The following is a 19,291-nucleotide window of genomic DNA, read 5'->3' as shown; positions in this document are numbered from 1 at the left end:
AGGCTCTGATGTCAGCGACCTTCTGCCTCATAGCAATACGACCGCTCAATAGCTAGGTGGGTAGGAATACCCGCTTACGTTCATAGAACAAGAGTAACGAGAACACTGAGGAAGGAAGAAAGATATTAGGGTACGAAAGGGGCGAAGGTGCTGTATTCTTTGCACGATGCAATAGATGATTAAAGGCCAGCAACCGGTTGCTGGCCAAAACTACGCAATGCCAGGCTTACCGCATCGGCGATGCGATAAGGAACAGCAAGCATCATACTACTGCTTAAAATTAAGAGAATTGAATGTTTTTGCTCGCTTTTCAGGCAATTTAAAGTAATCAGGAGCTTTAGCGTAGACAATTTCTCTACTGCGGTGCCGAAAAAGTTCAACAGCTGTTGAAGTTAACGTTATAACCTTATCCGCCTCCATGCCTAATAAAGGCATAATTTCCGCAGGAAAGCTTGGGCGAAGAACGGATGCATGAGGAAAATGCACAGAATAGTCCGTTTGATCCGCTGGATGAGGTTTGATAATCAGTTTTGACTCATCTACATCTAAGCTGTTAAGTAGAATCCTATAGCCATCAACCTTACTTTGCTCAGAATAACCGGAAACTATTTCATTCAAAGGCTGCGTGAAGAGTACACTGTAACTACTGTCGAAGCATTCAAACTCATTCGCATCAACGTCAAACAACTCAAGTATCTGGGTACGCTGCTCTTCAGATTTTTCTGCCCACAAAGTATTCAGATCAAGAACTGCAATTTTCTCTTTGAACTCAGCTTTTACTTCTAAATCACGGCTAAGGTAGTATTTTTCAATTTTAGAAATTTTCGTTGACTCTTTGAGAACTAGCCGACTAAGAAAGCCGCTTAAAAAGCCTTTTTTCTTTGGGCCGTTAGCCAGTTCAACATGAGTTCCCACCCCGTCATCAATCTGAACTCGCGCTATGTTTATCAAAGGGTTGTTTATTTCACGTGCATTACCAACACACACATCATAGTTTCTAAAAATCTGCGTTTGCTCAAGCTTTCTCTTAAAGTACTGAACAGGTGCTTTATTCAACTTGGGTATAACCCTAGGAAAATAACGGTATGAGCACTCTAGCACATTTACAGTGTTTGCCATTCGCTCTACGCAGTTCAACGTAAATCGATTCCCCCAAAAGATATAATCACTATTTTGCCAGTCATCATCCAAAAGCACATAAATGAACAAACTAAAATAGGTATTTTCGAAAACGATTTTTTTCTTGGCTGGTAAAAAAGACATAAAATTAATCCATTAACCCCAGATATTGCTTAGCCACCACTTCTGATGCCACTTTTCTTTCAATACCACAATCAGTCAAGTCTATCGTTCTTGACAACAATAGATCGGCTTTTTGGGCCAGTTTCTCTGGATCACGTCTCGGCACCAAATATTCAGCCAAATTATCCAATAAAATCTCCTTTGGGCCATGCGGGCAATCAGTGCTAACAACGGGAGTTCCACATATCAGAGACTCAATTAAAACTGTTGGAAGCCCTTCAAAATCAGAGCTTAATAACATTCCTTTAGCTGCTCTAATCCATGGGTAGGGATTATACTGAAATTCTGGGATAATCAAGCGATCTTCAACACCGTATTTTCTCGCCAGTTTCCTTGCTTGCTTGGGTTTATGGCAAAGCAAAACAATAGGGAGATTGTTTTCCATCTTTGATAAAGATGCAAAAAGGATGTCATGTCTCTTTTGTTGTACAAAACGCCCAATATGAATCCAATACTCGCCACTAGGAATTTCTGGGTTAGGTTCTAGTGACTTAGATACAATATCCTCAATATCAAATGGGTTGTATATTGTGGTGATCGATGCTGGTTTAATTCTACCCTTAGTTCTAATCTCTTCTTCAATACCTTTTGAAACGGTGATCAAATGGTGGCCATTAAGCGCTAGTTTTGACCTGATTTTTTTTACATATTTTAACGGCCCCAACATTGCGTGTCTTTTGAGCTCTTCTTCCACTGATGCGTGTATAACAAAAAATAATGGTTTAACTGATGTTCTGGACATCAATAAATTTGTTTTGTCTAGGTTAGACAAAAACAGGTCAAATTGGCCGACCTCAGATTCGATTTTCGCAATTTTTTCATTTAGTTCATTAGCGACCTTATCGAGGTTGAATAATCTGTTAAGCCTTTTGTCATTACTCTTAAAGAGGTAATGAACATTGATTTCTTTAGGCAGATTGTAGATATTTTCCTCAGATATCAAAAGAAAATGTGGTTCATGACCAAGTGTCAACAACTCATTTGCCAGTGATAGCATCACCTTCGGCGCTCCGCCTTTAGATAACCGATCAATCGCGATAGCTACTCTCATACTCTTACTATTTCCAAATTACTCACAACATATCCAAAGTTGATGTCTAACAAAAAGTGCAAAATGCATATGATACCGCCTCTAACTTCAAATTTCTGTGGGGTTAGGGGCTGTTATCTTTTTATGGTTGAATTCTCTTCGATGGAGACGTCTAGTCAAAAGCGTGTGAATCAAGGCAAGAAGTGTACCGACTAGCCATTTTAAGTCAAACACCTCTCAACAAAGAGTAAACGCTTTTTGCCACCCATTTGGGCAGCACTTGAATTCCTTTTTACAGCGTTAGTGGCTTGTCAGATAGAACAATTACAGTTCAAAGTCTTTACTGTATATAAATAGCCTACAAGTAGCTGCAAAAAATGGCTTCAAAGATCAACAGTTACGAGTTACCAACTCGTTATAATTTGTTCCATTTGTGTTGTTTGGTATTTAAAATTAAAGCCCCATCCATGTCATCATGCTCACCTTGGGCGTTACTGCCTAGGCTCTGCATTTCAAGCATCAGATCTTGAAGCTCATCTCATTGAACTACGAAGATTAAACGTTAAAAATCAATGCTTTATTTGGAGGTGTCAATTGCAGTACTATATGAGAAGATAAATATTACGATTCATACAAGTCACCAAGCCAATCAAAGCATTTAACTCTTAACCTTATCAATTGTAGTCTTAATGAAGACTTACCTATAACGACAGTTGTTTCGTATCTGAGATGACAGTTAAGGCACTAAAGGCCTTTTAGCTTTTTCAGGGTGATGAGGTGCTGTGTCACTCATTAGAACGGATACCTGAAAAGTTGCTCTGCCTGATAGCGGTTAGCAAAGCCTAGTGCCAAGATGGTAACAATGGTGAGCAAGACAGTAAAGTCGGCCTTGGTCATAGGTTTCAGGCTATCAACTACGACGTTTGTGTTGGCCGAAGCCACGTAAGGTCATCGCATTGGAGATCTCCTCGGCCCTATCTAGGCTGGAAAAAATCAGTGGCTCGAGGGTTTTTGCCACGTTCTTGCTGAGCATGCATGATATTGATGACGCCTTTGGTCACTTTTGGCCACCGCTGAGATCGAAAGGAGACAGTTGTAGCATGTCTTCCTGCGCCATCATCGCGGTAGTTTCTTCAACCACTTTACGCATCGTGCTAGTCGCAACCATATACATGAACACCAAACATAAAGGAAACCTCTACAACTAGACGTCTAACTCTTAGCCAGATTTCTAATTGCTTGCTGTTGCCTTAAACATTGTTCAATGTTTATCAGAAGTTTGAAGTCATTGAGCAGCGTCAACTGTCATATTTCAATGGGCCATTTTTAATGGGCAATGATGCGCCATACTTTATACAATAGGAGAGACCGCGGTATGCGTCTTCGGATTATCGTTGATGTCTTTTGGCTAGTCTTGTGAGAGTATGCACTTGTGGTTTTTTTATGAACGATTTTTCGTAGCTTGCCGAAAATAAAGAGGATTACAGTAAGTAATTGCTTTTTTTAAGCTTTGGTAAGGAAAGCCCGCACAGACACCACTTATAGATAATTGATTTAACGTATTGATTATCACAATAATATGACAGCTTAGAGCTATCTTTTTGAGGTAATTATAACTAATTGGATATCTTGAATATTTCACTTTATTTTTTCCTAAATATAGTAAATACTGCTGTCCAAGCTAATTTGTTTTGAAGCTTGTGAAAATTGACAGAGCACTGTTTTGTCAAGCCTTAACTTACTGCGAAAACATGCGTTGTTACACAGAAACTGCATGAGATCAGATAGGAAGTTAAGGTAAAATTGGGTAATATCAGTAACAGCTATCCCGCCAATCCGGCTGGGTGCAGAGCCAAATCATATTGGAGATACAGCTTGATTAATGTATTCCTTGTAGATGATCACGAACTGGTTCGCACAGGGATCCGACGTCTGCTTGAAGATGTCCGTGGTATAAAAGTGGTAGGGGAAGCCGACAGTGGTGAAGATGCCGTAAAATGGTGCCGTAATTCGCATGCGGATATCATTCTTATGGATATGAATATGCCAGGTATCGGTGGCCTTGAAGCGACACGTAAAATCTTGCGCTTTAGTCCTGATGTCAAAATTATCGTTCTGACGATTCACACAGAAAACCCGTTCCCGACGAAGGTGATGCAGGCAGGAGCAGCAGGCTACCTGACTAAAGGTGCCGGCCCTGACGAAATGATTAATGCGATTCGTATGGTCAACAGCGGTCAACGTTACATTTCCCCGGAAATTGCACAACAGATGGCATTAAGTCAGTTTGCACCTGATTCGGAAAACCCTTTTAAAGATCTTTCTGAGCGTGAACTTCAGATCATGATGATGATCACGAAGGGACAGAAAGTGACCGATATCTCTGAACAATTGAACCTGAGTCCAAAGACCGTCAATAGCTACCGTTACCGTCTGTTTAATAAGCTAGACATCAACGGTGATGTAGAGCTTACTCATCTCGCTATCCGCCATGGAATGTTAGACACAGAGACGTTGTAGTGTCGGAACTGTTTGACGCAAAGAGCTTTCTCAAGACCGTTACCCATCAGCCAGGTGTATACAGGATGTATGATCTGGCCGATGAGGTTATCTATGTTGGTAAGGCAAAAGATCTCAAAAAACGCCTTTCCAGTTACTTCCGGGCTAATGTGGTCGGGGAGAAAACCCGAGCACTGGTCAAAAATATTGCTAAGGTTGATGTCACCGTTACGCACACCGAAACGGAAGCACTGATCCTTGAACACAATTACATCAAGCTCTACCTGCCTAAATATAATGTTCTGCTCCGGGACGATAAATCTTACCCTTATATTTTCCTCAGCGCTTCGGCTCATCCTCGTTTGTCGATGCATCGTGGTGCCAAGAAACGTAAAGGTGAATATTTCGGTCCCTATCCTGATGGCGGGGCTGTCAGAGAGAGTTTGCATCTGCTGCAGAAAATTTTCCCAATCCGCCAATGTGAAGACTCGGTCTATGCCAACCGAAGTCGCCCTTGCTTGATGTATCAGATTGGGCGTTGCCTTGGCCCTTGTGTAAAAGGACTGGTTAGCGGTGACGATTACAACGAACAGGTTAACTATGTCCGGATGTTCTTGAGGGGCAAAGATCGTCAGGTCATTACATCAATGGTCGAGAAAATGGAGCTGGCGAGCCAGCAGTTGGCATTCGAGAAGGCGGCAACCTATCGCGATCAGATCCAAGCGCTAAGGCGTGTGCAGGAACAACAGTTTGTCAGTCACGACAGTGACGACGATCTTGATGTTGTCGGGGTTGCTTACGAAAACGGCATGGCCTGTATCCACGCACTTTATATCCGCCAGGGTAAAATCCTCGGCAGCCGCAGTTATTTCCCAAAAATGCCGATCGACGCTGATATCACCGAGGTACTCTCCAGCTTTGTGACCCAATTTTACCTCAATCAAGCGGAGGGGAGGGTTATCCCGAGCGAAATCCTATTGGGAGAGGCGTTAGGCGATGAGCAAGCTGTTATCGCTGACACTCTGACCGAGCTCGCTGGACGTAAGATCGTTATTAAATCGAGTACACGGGGGAATAAAGCCAAATATCAAAGACTGGCCCAAACCAATGCCAGAACCGCGTTGACGAGTAAGCTCAGCCACCGGATGACGGTTCACCAACGTTTCTCCGCCTTGCGTGAAGCACTTCAGCTTAACAGGCTAGAACGGATGGAATGTTTTGATATCAGCCATACCATGGGGGAAAAGACGGTTGCTTCCTGTGTGGTGTTCAATCAAGATGGACCATTAAAGCAAGAGTATCGTCGTTTTAACATTTCCGGTATCACTGGTGGTGATGACTATGCGGCTATGGCACAAGCTTTAGAGCGTAGGTATGGTTCACAAGTCGATCCGGATAGAATTCCTGATATTATTTTTATCGATGGGGGTAGAGGTCAGCTGTCAAGAGCGTATGATGTAGTTAACCCATTGATGAGCGAGTGGCCTAAGCGCTCAATGCTCGTGGGTGTTGCCAAAGGGACCACCCGAAAGCCAGGGCTGGAAACTTTGCTTCTGACAACAGGTGAAGAGTTTTCGATGCCTGCAGACTCCCCAGCGTTGCATTTAATTCAACATATCAGGGATGAAAGTCACAATCATGCAATTAGTGGTCACCGTGCCCAACGTGCAAAAGTTAGAAAACGCAGTGCTTTGGAAGACATTGAGGGCATTGGCCCGAAACGCCGGCAAGCATTGCTCAAGTATATGGGTGGCCTACAGGAACTGAAGAAAGCTAGCAGAGAAGAAATCGCAAAGGTGCCGGGCATCAGTCGTGCTATGGCAGAAAAAATTTATGACGCGCTGAATCATTAGCCCAGCGCAGTACATCTACACAATAAGAACGAAGAATTATGCGTTTAACAATTCCGAACATTCTAAGCTTCATACGGTTAATCTTGATTCCATTTTTCGTGGTCACCTTTTACTTACCGTATAGCTGGTCACCTTTCGCGACTGCATTGATTTTCTTGATTGCTGGCGTAACAGACTGGTTTGATGGTTACTTGGCCCGTAAGCTCAACCAGACAACGCGCTTTGGTGCCTTCATTGACCCTGTGGCCGATAAGGTAATGGTGGCAGCGGCGATGGTATTGGTCGTCGAACACTATGACTCAGTATGGGTTACTATCCCTGCGATTACGATGATTGGCCGTGAAATTATCATCTCAGCTTTACGTGAGTGGATGGCTGAGCTAGGCAAACGCTCAAGTGTTGCCGTTTCTTGGGTCGGTAAGGTGAAAACAGGGGCGCAGATGGTTGCGTTAATCGTAATGCTATGGCACCCGAATGAATGGATGGTATGGATTGGCTATATTGCCCTGTATGTTGCCATGTTCTTGACCTACTGGTCGATGTACATCTACCTGAAAGCGGCAAAGCATGACTTGCTGAACTCCGAGCATCTCTAAGAATACATTGTTGATAAATTCATTAAGAAGCGGCGAATACGCCGCTTTTTTCATATATGAAAACATGACCTACTGAGAGAATTTAGAATTTAAGTAGGTAAAGATGTTTTTTTGACCATTTCTCATATCTAGCACTGCTAACTTCTTATTTTAATGCTCTATTGAGATAAGAGTGATGATTCGCACGTTTCTTTCTCTGTGTTTTTTGCTATAAAATTGAGCGGTATACAAAAGGTAAAGTACGAAAAACCTATAAAACGGTGCTTATTGGCTGTAAAACCACCACTTGGCAATAAGTAATGAATTTTACTGTTGACTCAAATGCTGTTTTGCGTAGAATGCATCACATACCGCAACGGAACACACCGGAGTGGTTGGTTAATCTTAATAAGATTAACTTGAGGCGCGTTGGCAGAGTGGCTATGCAGCGGATTGCAAATCCGTGGACCTCGGTTCGACTCCGGGACGCGCCTCCATTTGCGACACTAGCTCAGCTGGTAGAGCGCAACCTTGCCAAGGTTGAGGTCACGAGTTCGAACCTCGTGTGTCGCTCCAAACATAATTCTTACGGCAACAGCGGTAAGATAAAGATGGTGTTTAACTTTTCAGTTGGCGCATCGCAAAGAATTGCGTGCCCTGGTGGTGGAATTGGTAGACACAAGGGATTTAAAATCCCTCGACGTTCGCGTTGTGCCGGTTCAAGTCCGGCCCGGGGCACCATCTTATTTGAGCCCACAAGCTTAGCTTGTGGGCTTTTTCGTTTCTGAAGTTCTGTTCGATTACGTTATTGGTAGCTGTTTTGAAAGATTATTCTGAATATCTAATGTGGTAGAGTTTTGATATTAACGTAGTACTGAATTTTGTGTTTAATAACCGCTTGTATTCTTATCGCAGAGAGTACAAGCGGAAATTTTTAGTCATAAAGGTGATTTCGCCAATGCAATAAATTGTCACTTAATGCGTTGTCTTTGAATAACGCACTTCCCGATACCACTATGTGGGCCCCTTCGGCGACTGAAGCTTTCGCTATATCCAATGACATTGAACCATCAACACTAATTATTGGCGCATATTCCGAGTCATTTAATAGCACTTTTAGTTTGTTTAGTCTTGATATAAACTCCTTCTTGTCGATCTTTTCGCCAGTTCTTGGGTCTAGAGTAAGTAATTGAATTATCTCTACATGAGGTAACAAGTTACCTAACACGTTTAAGTTAGTTTCAGGGCATAAACTTATGCCTCGAATTAAAGGTAATGTTTTACCTTGATAAGTTACTTTCACTTGCTCAAGTTCTATAAGATTGTTAACGGGGCTTGCTAATGATTCATATTGCAGCGTGACTGCATGTGCACCATGCTTAGCTAACGTTAATGCTTGGTTGATTGGTGATTGAGTCATAACGTGAGCATCGACAATAAACCCTTGGGGCAATGCTCCTATCGCCCATGCACCAACGGTTAGTTTTGGGCTGAACTGACCATCCATTACATCTAAATGCAACCACTCTGTCTCAGGAGCAAGTGGCATTAAAGAGGTCGTAATGTTCCTCCAGTTTGCAGCTGTAACTCCTACGCTCAAATACCGTTTACTAGTTGGACGCAACCAGTTCCTGTTATTCATTGAAATTCCTAGTTATCCAACATCAAACCGTCATAAACGCGCTTTGTACGAGCGCCTGTCATTATCTGCTTCAAATCTTCGACACATTGCAGGTAGTGAGGCGTTTTTTTATGCGTTAGCATCGCGTCTTCATCTCGATAAGCTTCATAGATCATGAAGCGTGTCGGCTCATCTGTATCTTGTAGTACATCAAATCGAATGTTGCCTTCTTCCTTAATTGAACCCAAATGGTTAGGAAGAAAGACTTCTTTGAAACGTTCCACCATGTCCGGTTTGACATTAATCTCGACTAATGTGACGTGCATAAACCCTCCTAGCTATTTTTTAACGAAAGGAATAGTTCATGGGCATGTGATGCTGACATATTATTATGTACAACTTCACGTACCGCTTTTATCATCGCTACTGGATCGTCTGACTGGAAGATGTTCCGTCCCATATCGACTCCTGCGGCACCTTGGTCAATGGCTCGATAGCACATATCAAGCGCTTCAAGCTCAGGTAATTTTTTACCGCCGGCGATCACTATTGGAACAGGGCAACCTGCAGCAATTTTCTCGAAGCCACTTTCAACAAAGTAAGTCTTTACAAAGTGAGAGCCTATTTCTGCGGCGATTCGGGTTGCAAGGGAGAAATAGCGCTGGTCACGTGCCATATCTTTACCAACTCCCGTTACTGCCATCGTTGGGATGCCATACCTTGTGCCATCGTCAATAAGCTTAATGATATTGTTGATTGATTGGTGCTCAAACTTGGAACCAATATAGATTTGGGCAGCCATCGCTGACACATTCAGGCGAACCGCATCTTCAATACCTACTGCAATAGCTTCATTTTCAAGTTCGGTTAAGATTGAGTTAGCACCAGAACAGCGTAATACCACAGGCTTATTTGTATTTGCCGGTACCATTGAACGAACTGCTCCACGTGTCGCCATCAGTACGTCGGTGTATTCAAAAAGAGGCTTGATGTTCAAATCTATACGCTCAAGGCCAGTAGTTGCGCCTTGAAAGTAACCATGGTCGAAAGCCAGCATTACGGTTTTACCCGTTTTGGGGCTAAATATTTGAGAGAGACGTGATTGCATACCCCAATCAAGAGCACCACACCCTTTAATATCGATAGTTGGGTTCACTTGAGGTGTGTCTAAGCCAAAGTCTTTGCCATCTTTGATATCGTCTAAATCAGCCATTAATCTTACTCCGAATATTGTGAGGAAGAGCCAGCAACCGTTACTGGCTCTGCTGCCGGGATTTAAAAATCAAAATCGTCGATATTGTCTTTTGTGAAAACGGTACGCTCAGGCATGACGACAATCCCATTCCCGTCGGCTTCGTAGTCGTATTTTTGCACTTCGTTTTTAGATACTTTTACGGGGCCAACATTTGGGATATCTAGTGAATCACCAACATTCATATCACCGTTTTTCAGTAAGTAGTTGGCAACATGGACAGAGATCTTACCTTGGTTGACCACATCCCATAGCCCAAACTGCTCTACGGTTCCACGCTTAACATAAGGGCGCATAACATTCGGTGTACTGAAACCAACGATAGCAACATTGGTTTCTTTCAAGTTCTCAGCTGCTTGAGCAGCAGCAGGAAGAGCATTTGCATCTGGAGCAATAATGGCGTCTAAATCTGGGTACGCTTTAAGAATGTTTTCTGCTGTTTGTAACGACTTGGTCGCATCGTTATAGCCAAATTGAGTCGTAACCACTTCCCATCCTGGATATTCGTTTGCAATTTTTTCTTTTGCCGCAGCAACCCATTGATTTTGATCTGTCACTGTTGGGCTTGAGTAGAAGAATGCAACTTGTGCTTTTTTGTCAGTGATCTGGTTGGCTGCCATATCAACTAACATACCGCCAAGTTGATCAGGTGTGCCCTGACTGATGTAAATACTTCGACATTCTGGTTTGGTATCTGAGTCCCAAGTCAGTATTTTCACGCCGCGTTGCATCGCGCGTTTTAAGGATGGACACAAACCATCAGGAGATACGGCAGACACTACGATTGCATTATAACCACGGTTTACAAAATTGTTAATTAATTGTACCTGATTTGGTACGCTGGGCTCCGTTGGGCCATCATAGGTCACATTAACTCCGAGCTCTTTACCTGCTTCTACTGCGCCTTGACCACCGCTAGTAAAAAATCCAACACCTGTAAGTTTAGGAATAAAAGCAATCTTCTCTTCGGCTTGTGCAACCGAGGTCATTGCGATCCCCATAGAAATTACTAAAGCTATTGTTTTAATTGACCTTTTCATACATCCTCCAAGGGATTTCTGTTTCAATGTAGGGTTTATTATTACTTTGCTTCTTTGTTTATTTGATAAGTGGAAAACATCCTATTCCATTTATCGAAGAGCAGATCTCTGTGGCTAACAATTGATCGCGTAACCACGACGACGATTAACAAGCCTCCAGATAGTGCACTTGAAATTTGATTTGGCACTCCAACCATTTGTAGGCCTTGCTGCATATACCCCACTAACAGGGCTGCTAATGCGGTTCCTAGAATAGAGCCAGCACCGCCATAGATGTTTGCCCCCCCCAGCACCACGGCTGTAATAGCGGGCATTAAGAATGAAACGCCTAGATCGGAGCGTGCTGAGCCAAAGTAAGAAACGAGTAATACCCCTGATATCGCAGCGCACACACCGACCATGCTGTAGGCGAAGCATAATGTTGAAGCCACTGGTATACCGCTATATTTAGCAACGCGATCGTTTTGGCCGATTAGAAAGAGGTTGCGTCCAATTTTGGACCTATGCAATATGAGTGCGAGTAATATGATCGCGATAATAAACAAGAACAATGGGAAGGGAAGTCCAAGTACCATTCCATTCGCTATGTCAGTAAATGAACTAGGGAAACCGCCAATACCTTCATAGCCGGTGGCTCCTGACATGCCAGAAAGTAACAGCGCGCTTCCTCCGTATAGATACATGGTGCCTAGAGTAATAACGAGAGGGTTAACTCCGGTGTAAAGAATGAGTAACGCATTTATTAAACCGCATAATGCTCCAATTGCGACTGTGAAAAATATACAAAGCTCTACGGGTAAGCCAAGTTTAAACAGCACCCCCATTGCAATTGCGCTTAACCCAATGGTAGAGCCTAGAGAAATGTCTATCCCGCCACTAACAATAACAAGTGTTAGTGGTAGGGCAACGATACCTATATAAATGAAGTCACTGGTACTATAGAGCAGCACATTCAAACTAAGCATGCTTGGGTTGATCGCCCCAAATATAAGGATTTCAATGATTATCAGCGCGGCAAGTGCGCCTTCCCAGTTTGCAATTCGACGGAAATTCATAGTGAGTGCTCCTCTTTCGTACTGCTAGCAATATTGGCGTTTGCCTCTGGCTCAGAATTTTTCTTAGTAGCGGTATCATCTTTAAACCGGGCATATCGCTGAGCTTTGATTGCTTTTTCGATGGAGACTCTTAATCGACCGTCAAAAACTAATACTGACAGCAACACCAACCCAGCAATAAAGTCGTTCCACCAAGCGGGTAGACGCATGAGCACTAGAACACTGTCTATTTGAGTGAGGAAGAACGCCCCAAGAATCGCACCGATTACCGTTCCTACACCACCGAGAAGACTTACACCGCCTAACACACAAGCTGCAATAGCTTTCATTTCAAGTCCGTTACCGGTGGTATTTGGGACGAAACCGATCTGTGATGTAAAAACGATACCGGCCATTGCTGCCATGGTTCCGTTAAGTGTGAAGGCGGTTATTCTTGTCGTATCGACATTGACTCCTAACTGTCGTGCTCCTTGTAAATTGTCGCCGACGGCATAGAAATTTCGGCCAAATTGAGTTCTAGACAGCATGTATGCACAACTTGCCGCAATAAGCAAAATAATCCAGCCGAAATAGGAGATGCCAAGAAAGTTTGAAGACGATAAGGTTTTGATTGAGTTAGGTAGACCCTCTATCCATTTACCACCAGTCCACAACAACATTAGGCCTCGGAATAGCCCTAGTGTGCCCAATGTCGCAACGATTGCAGGTATTTTCCCTATCGCAACCAAGATACCGTTGAGGTATCCGCATGCGGCACCAACTAACAGGGCCATTAGCATCGCAATGGGGAGAGGATAACCTGCGTTTAATGCTGTTGCGACGGCGACTGCTGACAATCCCATTGTAGACCCAACGGATACATCAATGTTACGGGTTAACATAACCATAGAAGCACCTATCGCTAATAAGATAAGTACCTGTGCACTAGAAAATACCATCGTCATTGTTTGGACATGAAAGTAGTTACTGTCCGCAATGCTGATTACAAGGAACAGAATTAAAATCGCGATAAGTACAGTTGATTCTCTATTGTTCTTAATAAAATTAAGCATGATGAGCCTCCTGACCACCGCTGAATGCAATTTTCATGATGTTAGCTACCGAAATTTGATCGCCTGTCAGTTGGCCACTTTGCTCACCATGGTGTAGCACAAAAACCGAATCAGATAAGATCTCGACCTCATCAAGATCTGATGATATGACGACGACGGCGACATTCTTAGATGCAATAAAACGAATGATTTCGTAGATCTCATAGCGAGCAGAAACATCTACACCTCTGGTGGGCTCATCGATAATAAGGAGCTTTGGATCTGCTTCTAGGCATTTTGCTATTAGTATTTTTTGCTGATTTCCGCCAGACAATGTTTTTGCTGGTTGGTCATTGTCAGTTGTACGAATTGACATTGCATCGATATAGCTACTTAAACGACTCTGCTCACGAGGGTTTTGCAGCCATAGGCCAAAACGATTGTGCACCATAGAGCGTACATTCCAGCTTAGTGGTGCTTCAAGAAATAGTCCTGATGCTTGCCTATCTTCAGGTAAATAAACAATGCCTTGTCGCAAACGTTCAGAGAAAGACATTATCGAAATATCTTTGTTTGCAAAACGCACACTGCCTTTATATGGTTTCCGTACTCCACAAATGGTTTCTGCTAATTCGGTTCGACCAGCACCAACAACACCAGCTAAACCCATTATTTGCCCCGCTTTCACATCTAGACTGATGTCTTTGAAGCCCTCACCAGTGAGGTTATTTACAGATAAGACAACATCACCTTCGTTAAACTGAGTTGTAAGTTGGAAGTCATAGCTCTTATGGCTCGTTTGTTTACTTTTATCTATTTGACAGTGTGGCGCGATTGCACTAATTACCTCGTCGGGTGAAATGGTGCTAATTGGTTCACTCAATGCAATGCAACCATCTCTCATTACGGTAACGTTATCTGATACTTCAAAAACTTCAGGTATTTTGTGGGAAATGAAGATTAATCCAACCCCTGACTCTTTGAGGCCTTGCATTTGTGTAAATAGCTGCTGTGTTTCTTTCGGTGTTAAAGAAGCGGTTGGCTCATCAAGAATAAGGATTTTCGAGTTACGGATAAGCCCTCTCATTATTTCAACGATCTGCTGGTCAGCCACTTCAAGTGTATTGGCCTGTGCATCAAGATCTAACGAGCAGTTCAAAGCACGTAGCGTTTGATTTAGCTTCTGATCGCTTTCATGGGATGTAGGAAGCTGAAATAAGATGTTCTCTCTTACTGATAGATTTGGGAATAGAAGTGGCTCTTGGGGGACGAGATAAATCCCAAGCTTGTGAGCCGTAGTGGGTGAAAACTGGGTGATTTTTTCACCGCGAATCATTATGTTCCCGCCATCTGGCTGTAAAAGACCAGCGATGATCTTCATTAACGTAGACTTTCCGGCTCCATTGCCACCCAGTAAAGCGTGAATTTGACCTTCTATTAGCAAGAAGTCGATGTCTTTAAGCACTTCCACTCCAGAAAATTGCTTCGACACTTCTTTGACTCGAACTAACTCTCGCGCAGAAATGTGTGTGGTACTGCTAGAAACATCCATTTTGCCTCCAAACACTACATTGATTTGAACAATTGAATTTTTAAATAACAATTGTTCTAAATCATATATCTGAAATTAGGTTAAATCTTGAGCGCTCGTCACAAAATGTCAATACTTATGTAATTAGTTGAAAATCTCTTGCTGATCACAATTATCTCTTAATTAATAGTAAATTATATGTAGTGTGACATTTAGAAATAGGTTGATTACTGAGTAGGAATTGTCTGTAAGTGAAAATTAACTCTTAACTGATGACAAATATAACTTATAATTCGCAATTGATTTTTATGAACAATTGTATTTTATAATTTTATATTTTCATTTTGGGAGTGATGGAATGCTGGAGCCAACAGATATGATGACGGAAGAAGAGCAAGTCGCAAGAATCGCTTGGTTTTATTACAACGATAATTTAACTCAAACCGAGATAGGCAATTTACTTGGACTTCCTAGGCTTAAGGTATCTCGACTGCTTGAAAAAGGGCGCCAGCAAGGGCTGATTCATGTCCGTATTCATTCTAGGTTTGAAGGGTGTATGGAACTGGAGAATAAGATTCGGGAGTACTTTGGCCTTCAAGACATTCGTGTGATTCCTGATGCTGATCCGATGGGTGTAGATATTACTCAAAGGGTTAGCGTTGGTGCTGCAAGCATGGTCGTCAGTACAGTGGGCCCTGAAGATCTACTTGCGATTGGGTTTGGTGAGACAATTATGGCCACACTAAAAAACCTAGGAAGTTTTATTCAAACGAAGCAGGTTCCTGTGGTTTCGCTTGCTGGAGGTGTAGGTACATACATGAAAGGGATATCACACTTAGATGCTAGCTGTGATGTTAACCTAGTGCCAGCCCCACTTAGAGTGTCGTCGAAAGTGGTCGCTGATGTGCTTTATCAGGAAGCAACCATCAACGATGTGTTGATGGCATCTTGTTCCGCGGATGTAGCCGTTATCTCTATTGGTTCTATTGCGCAAGTAGAACAAGCCACCATGCACCAGTCAGGATACATATCACTAGGTGAACAAAAAATTCTTCAACGAAAAGGGGCTCAAGGTGACATTTTGGGGTACTTTTTCGATGAAAACGGGGATGTACTTGAGGACATTAAGTTACATGAAGAACTGATCGCAATTCGTCCTGAGAAATTAAGAGAGATCCCATTAGTTATTGGTGTTGCAGGGGGAACGGTGAAAGCCGAAGCCATATTGGCTGCATTGAATGGACGATATATTAATGCACTTGTTACTAACGAAGCAACAGCAAGGAAGATTCTTGAACTTATAAGTAAATAAGAATGAGGATGCTATGCAAAAAAAACGGAGTGAACATCAATATTTGATGGCAATTGATGCTGGCACAGGTTCGGTTCGTGCTGTGATTTTTAATGCATCGGGGGAACAAATTTCTGTAGGTCAACGAGAATGGACTCACCAAGCTGTCGCTGGGGCAGAAGGCTCTATGGACTTTGACTTAACAAATAATTGGGAGCTGGTATGTCAATGTATTCGGCAAGCAATTTCGGAAGCAAAAATTCCAGCTGATGCTATCCTCGGAATATCAAGCTGTTCGATGCGCGAAGGCATTGTCGTCTACGATGTAAATAATTCTCCTATTTGGGCTTGTGCTAACGTAGATGCTCGAGCTGGTGAAGAAGTCGCCCTTCTTAAAACGCTTAGAGACGGCGAGTTTGAAGAGGAGGTTTATCATCAAACAGGACAAACACTTGCACTAGGAGCATTAGCACGTTTATTGTGGTTAAAGCGACATCGGCCTGATATTTATCTAAATATTCACTCCATCAGTATGATAAGCGACTGGGTAGGTTATAAGCTTTGCAGTAAAATCGCGGTAGACCCATCGAATGCAGGTACAACAGGTATGTTGAACCTTAAATCACGTCAATGGCAGCCAGAAATTCTGACTCAAGCGGGTGTTAATCCTGATATTCTATCGCCGGTTCTAGAGACTGGCACTGTGTTGGGTGTTATTTCCAAAATTGCAGAAGAGGAAACGGGGCTTTGTGCGGGAACTCCATTTGTTATGGGTGGAGGGGATGTTCAATTGGGCTGCCTAGGGTTAGGGGTCGTTCGTCCTCATCAGACCGCGATTCTCGGAGGTACATTTTGGCAACAGGTCGTCAATTTGCCGGAACCCATTACCGATCCCGATATTAATATTCGAATCAACCCTCATGTTATTCCTGGAATGGCTCAGGCAGAATCAATCAGTTTTTTTACTGGTTTAACCATGCGGTGGTTCCGAGATGCGTTTTGTGGGGAAGAAAAGCTGGTTGCCGAGAGGCTTGGTAAAGATGTTTACACTCTACTAGAGGAAATGGCAGACCAAGTTCCTTGTGGCTCACACGGTGTAATGCCTATATTTTCCGATGCGATGCACTTCAAAACTTGGTATCACGCCGCACCATCATTTATTAACCTCTCTATTGATCCGGAAAAGTGTAATAAGTCAACCTTGTTCCGCTCGTTGGAGGAAAATGCCTCAATAGTGTCTTCATGTAATCTTGAGCAAGTGTTCGAATTTTCAAAAGCTAATCCAGACTACATCGTTTTTGCTGGAGGAGCCTCTAAGGGGAGGCTATGGAGTCAGATCCTTGCAGATGTTACTGGGATTGAGGTCAGAGTACCTGTAGTCAAAGAAGCAACGGCCCTTGGGTGTGCCATAGCTGCCGGTGTTGGTGCAGGAATTTTTTCAGATTTAGCATCAGCAGGTGAAGAATTAGTTGAGTGGGAAAAAAGCTATTTTCCGAACCCTGATAATCGAGCTATTTATAAAGAGCTTAAACAGAAATGGCTCAGTATCTACAAAGAACAATTGCATCTCGTTGATGAAGGACTGACAACATCTCTCTGGAAAGCAACAGGATTATAGGAAGTAATAATATGATAAAAACGAATGAAGGTAACCACAGTTATCGATTCGATGATCATGGTCCCAAATACCTTGTCCGCACTGATCAGTATGATCTGGGTGTTGTCGTATTAAAACCAAATCAGGAGTTTAAAAAACATCATCATGCTCATGCATCTGAAGCGTTTTATACACTTTCAGGTGAGATCCATATGTATGTGAATAACGAACTGCAAGTGCTTACCTCTGGGGATATCCTGAAGTGTGATCCCAAAGAAGATCACTATGTTGTGAACCGGGGCACTGAAGATTGGAAAGCCGTATTTATTAAATCGCCGCCTATTGATGGTGATAGTGTATATAGTGACTAATCCATTCAACGAACCTATCAGCTTGAACCCTCGGGTAGGGTAGGTTCGTGCTTAAGTACCTTTATTTTTAGCGCGCTACCAGTAAAGGTGAGTGTGGCGCGAATTAACTAGCTCAAATGCCTCGAAAACTTTAGAGCTAGCCTCATAAGCAATAGCTATTGATTTTACAGAAGTGAAATAACCTGAGAGTGAAAGGGTCGTGCAGAAAAGAAAAAGCCGTCGCACAAAAGAGGTGCGACGGTAAAAGAATGTAGAACTCTTGATAAGGCTTAAATCATCAAGATGTGGCTATTATGGCACAAAAATCGCAAGTATCAATAAAAATGATGCACCTCGCTTTGTTGATAAGAAAAACTTCAGTTAAGGGTAAGTTGTACTGTTAGCTGTCTACTGAAAATTGTATGAAACCTGTAGGGCAAAGTGTGATATTGGTTGAATAATTTACATGTATTTATAATGAATGTATAATTGTCAATCATTGATTAAGTTTATGGTTTCCTGTCATTTAATCAGAGATATGGTGACTTTTTATAGCTTCCAGCACTGAGGTTGGAAGTATGTTTAATTGATTGGTAAGGACCGATGCAGCTTAATAATTATGAACCTGATTTCTTGGCTCACAGAATCAAGACCCTCAGAGAGTTTCGTGGAAAAACACAAATTCAAGTTGCTACGTGTATTAACGTTTCTAGAAGAACCTATATAGATATAGAGTCAAGTAAGTCAGATATAAAGCTATCAACGCTTTACCGGATTTGTAATTGTTTAAAGTGTGAAATTGCTGACATGTTAGGTATCCCCGCTAAAGAGAAAGGGCTGGGGCCGAGTAATATCGACATTTATGACGGCAGCGAAATCATGGTTGTGAGTAGCCCAAAACACCCCCTTCTTTAAACATACAAAAAACGCTGTTAAACACTGTTGACCGCTCAATAAGATTTCCATAATCATTCCTTGTGTTTCAATACTGTATTGGAGAGTGGTAAACAGGAATTAATAGTGGGCAGGGATCCTAAAGGTGGGGAGAACTGAACGATGGGCCTCATCAGTCATCCTTAATGGCAGCAAAAACCCAATCAGGCACCAGCATATTGAACTGGATGTGTCATTTACATTCTTCATTTTTCACTAAATGTTGATATGATTTTGGGTGTTTCGTTCTGTTATTGACCGTTTGCTGGTGGACGATCGCGAAGTTAGATTTTGACACATAATTCAGCTAAATATTTCTGGCATCCACATT

Annotated in this window: 17 protein-coding genes and 3 tRNA genes; 10 read left to right on the top strand and 10 right to left on the bottom strand. The window is 42.5% G+C overall.

The features are described from left to right. Positions 1-267: 267 nt before the first annotated feature. The 3 genes from ACVA53_RS17505 to ACVA53_RS17495 all read right to left on the bottom strand — a co-directional run bounded on the left by ACVA53_RS17505 (position 268) and on the right by ACVA53_RS17495 (position 3,274). Complete coding sequence (locus tag ACVA53_RS17505; RefSeq protein ID WP_446505801.1) at positions 268-1,263, bottom strand: glycosyltransferase family 52; 996 nt, start codon at positions 1,261-1,263, stop codon at positions 268-270. A gap of 4 nt (positions 1,264-1,267) precedes the next feature. Beyond that, positions 1,268-2,353 carry a glycosyltransferase gene (locus tag ACVA53_RS17500; protein WP_446505800.1) on the bottom strand — a complete coding sequence of 362 codons (1,086 nt, stop codon included), beginning with the start codon at positions 2,351-2,353 and terminating at the stop codon, positions 1,268-1,270. A gap of 771 nt (positions 2,354-3,124) precedes the next feature. Next, complete coding sequence (locus tag ACVA53_RS17495; RefSeq protein ID WP_373689601.1) at positions 3,125-3,274, bottom strand: hypothetical protein; 150 nt, start codon at positions 3,272-3,274, stop codon at positions 3,125-3,127. Between the two features lie 933 nt (positions 3,275-4,207). On the opposite strand from ACVA53_RS17495, the gene uvrY reads away from it, so the two are divergent. From uvrY to ACVA53_RS17465, 6 genes are all read left to right on the top strand, one after another. After that, entirely contained in the window at positions 4,208-4,852 is a 645-nt protein-coding gene (gene uvrY / locus ACVA53_RS17490) for a UvrY/SirA/GacA family response regulator transcription factor (RefSeq protein WP_255045440.1), read from the top strand. Then, positions 4,852-6,684, top strand: coding sequence for an excinuclease ABC subunit UvrC (uvrC, locus tag ACVA53_RS17485; protein WP_255045441.1), 1,833 nt, complete (start codon positions 4,852-4,854; stop codon positions 6,682-6,684). Before uvrY ends, uvrC begins: the two co-directional genes overlap by 1 nt. 38 nt (positions 6,685-6,722) lie before the next feature. Then, the gene (gene pgsA / locus ACVA53_RS17480; RefSeq protein WP_255045442.1) at positions 6,723-7,280 is read left to right on the top strand and encodes a CDP-diacylglycerol--glycerol-3-phosphate 3-phosphatidyltransferase; all 558 of its coding nucleotides are present in this window, start codon (positions 6,723-6,725) and stop codon (positions 7,278-7,280) included. A gap of 402 nt (positions 7,281-7,682) precedes the next feature. Beyond that, positions 7,683-7,756 (top strand) — tRNA-Cys (locus ACVA53_RS17475). A 3-nt stretch (positions 7,757-7,759) separates the two neighbouring features. Further along, a tRNA-Gly gene (locus ACVA53_RS17470) sits at positions 7,760-7,835 on the top strand. A 78-nt stretch (positions 7,836-7,913) separates the two neighbouring features. After that, positions 7,914-8,000 (top strand) — tRNA-Leu (locus tag ACVA53_RS17465). Between the two features lie 193 nt (positions 8,001-8,193). Here ACVA53_RS17465 and ACVA53_RS17460 read toward each other — a convergent pair. From ACVA53_RS17460 to lsrA, 7 genes are all read right to left on the bottom strand, one after another. Then, a complete protein-coding gene (locus ACVA53_RS17460) occupies positions 8,194-8,901 on the bottom strand; it encodes a hypothetical protein (RefSeq protein ID WP_446505799.1) in 708 nt (235 codons plus the stop codon). Between the two features lie 8 nt (positions 8,902-8,909). Next, positions 8,910-9,206, bottom strand: coding sequence for a (4S)-4-hydroxy-5-phosphonooxypentane-2,3-dione isomerase (gene lsrG / locus ACVA53_RS17455; protein WP_446505798.1), 297 nt, complete (start codon positions 9,204-9,206; stop codon positions 8,910-8,912). An 8-nt stretch (positions 9,207-9,214) separates the two neighbouring features. Then, the gene (lsrF, locus tag ACVA53_RS17450; protein ID WP_446505797.1) at positions 9,215-10,093 is read right to left on the bottom strand and encodes a 3-hydroxy-5-phosphonooxypentane-2,4-dione thiolase; all 879 of its coding nucleotides are present in this window, start codon (positions 10,091-10,093) and stop codon (positions 9,215-9,217) included. A 62-nt stretch (positions 10,094-10,155) separates the two neighbouring features. Further along, positions 10,156-11,172 (bottom strand): autoinducer 2 ABC transporter substrate-binding protein LsrB, encoded by a 1,017-nt coding sequence (gene lsrB / locus ACVA53_RS17445; protein WP_446505796.1) that lies wholly within the window; start codon positions 11,170-11,172, stop codon positions 10,156-10,158. 41 nt (positions 11,173-11,213) lie between these two features. Continuing rightward, on the bottom strand, positions 11,214-12,227 hold the full coding sequence (gene lsrD, locus ACVA53_RS17440; RefSeq protein ID WP_446505795.1) for an autoinducer 2 ABC transporter permease LsrD: 1,014 nt from the start codon (positions 12,225-12,227) through the stop codon (positions 11,214-11,216). Further along, positions 12,224-13,279: an autoinducer 2 ABC transporter permease LsrC gene (gene lsrC / locus ACVA53_RS17435; protein ID WP_446505794.1), complete on the bottom strand. Its 1,056-nt coding sequence runs from the start codon at positions 13,277-13,279 to the stop codon at positions 12,224-12,226. Before lsrC ends, lsrD begins: the two co-directional genes overlap by 4 nt. Continuing rightward, positions 13,272-14,810, bottom strand: a complete 1,539-nt coding sequence (lsrA, locus tag ACVA53_RS17430) for an autoinducer 2 ABC transporter ATP-binding protein LsrA (RefSeq protein WP_446505793.1) — start codon at positions 14,808-14,810, stop codon at positions 13,272-13,274. Before lsrA ends, lsrC begins: the two co-directional genes overlap by 8 nt. A gap of 355 nt (positions 14,811-15,165) precedes the next feature. Between lsrA and ACVA53_RS17425 the strand changes: the two genes are divergently transcribed. From ACVA53_RS17425 to ACVA53_RS17410, 4 genes are all read left to right on the top strand, one after another. Next, positions 15,166-16,101 (top strand): sugar-binding domain-containing protein, encoded by a 936-nt coding sequence (locus tag ACVA53_RS17425; RefSeq protein WP_446505792.1) that lies wholly within the window; start codon positions 15,166-15,168, stop codon positions 16,099-16,101. Between the two features lie 13 nt (positions 16,102-16,114). Continuing rightward, the gene (lsrK, locus tag ACVA53_RS17420; RefSeq protein WP_446505791.1) at positions 16,115-17,698 is read left to right on the top strand and encodes an autoinducer-2 kinase; all 1,584 of its coding nucleotides are present in this window, start codon (positions 16,115-16,117) and stop codon (positions 17,696-17,698) included. A gap of 11 nt (positions 17,699-17,709) precedes the next feature. Next, a complete protein-coding gene (locus tag ACVA53_RS17415) occupies positions 17,710-18,048 on the top strand; it encodes a cupin domain-containing protein (protein WP_446505790.1) in 339 nt (112 codons plus the stop codon). Between the two features lie 582 nt (positions 18,049-18,630). Continuing rightward, positions 18,631-18,942, top strand: coding sequence for a helix-turn-helix transcriptional regulator (locus tag ACVA53_RS17410; RefSeq protein WP_446505789.1), 312 nt, complete (start codon positions 18,631-18,633; stop codon positions 18,940-18,942). Positions 18,943-19,291: the final 349 nt, after the last annotated feature.

It is taken from the genome of Photobacterium sp. DNB23_23_1, from assembly GCF_052873815.1.
Note: the sequence above shows the minus strand (reverse complement) of the source record. Positions and strands in the feature narration are given on the sequence as shown.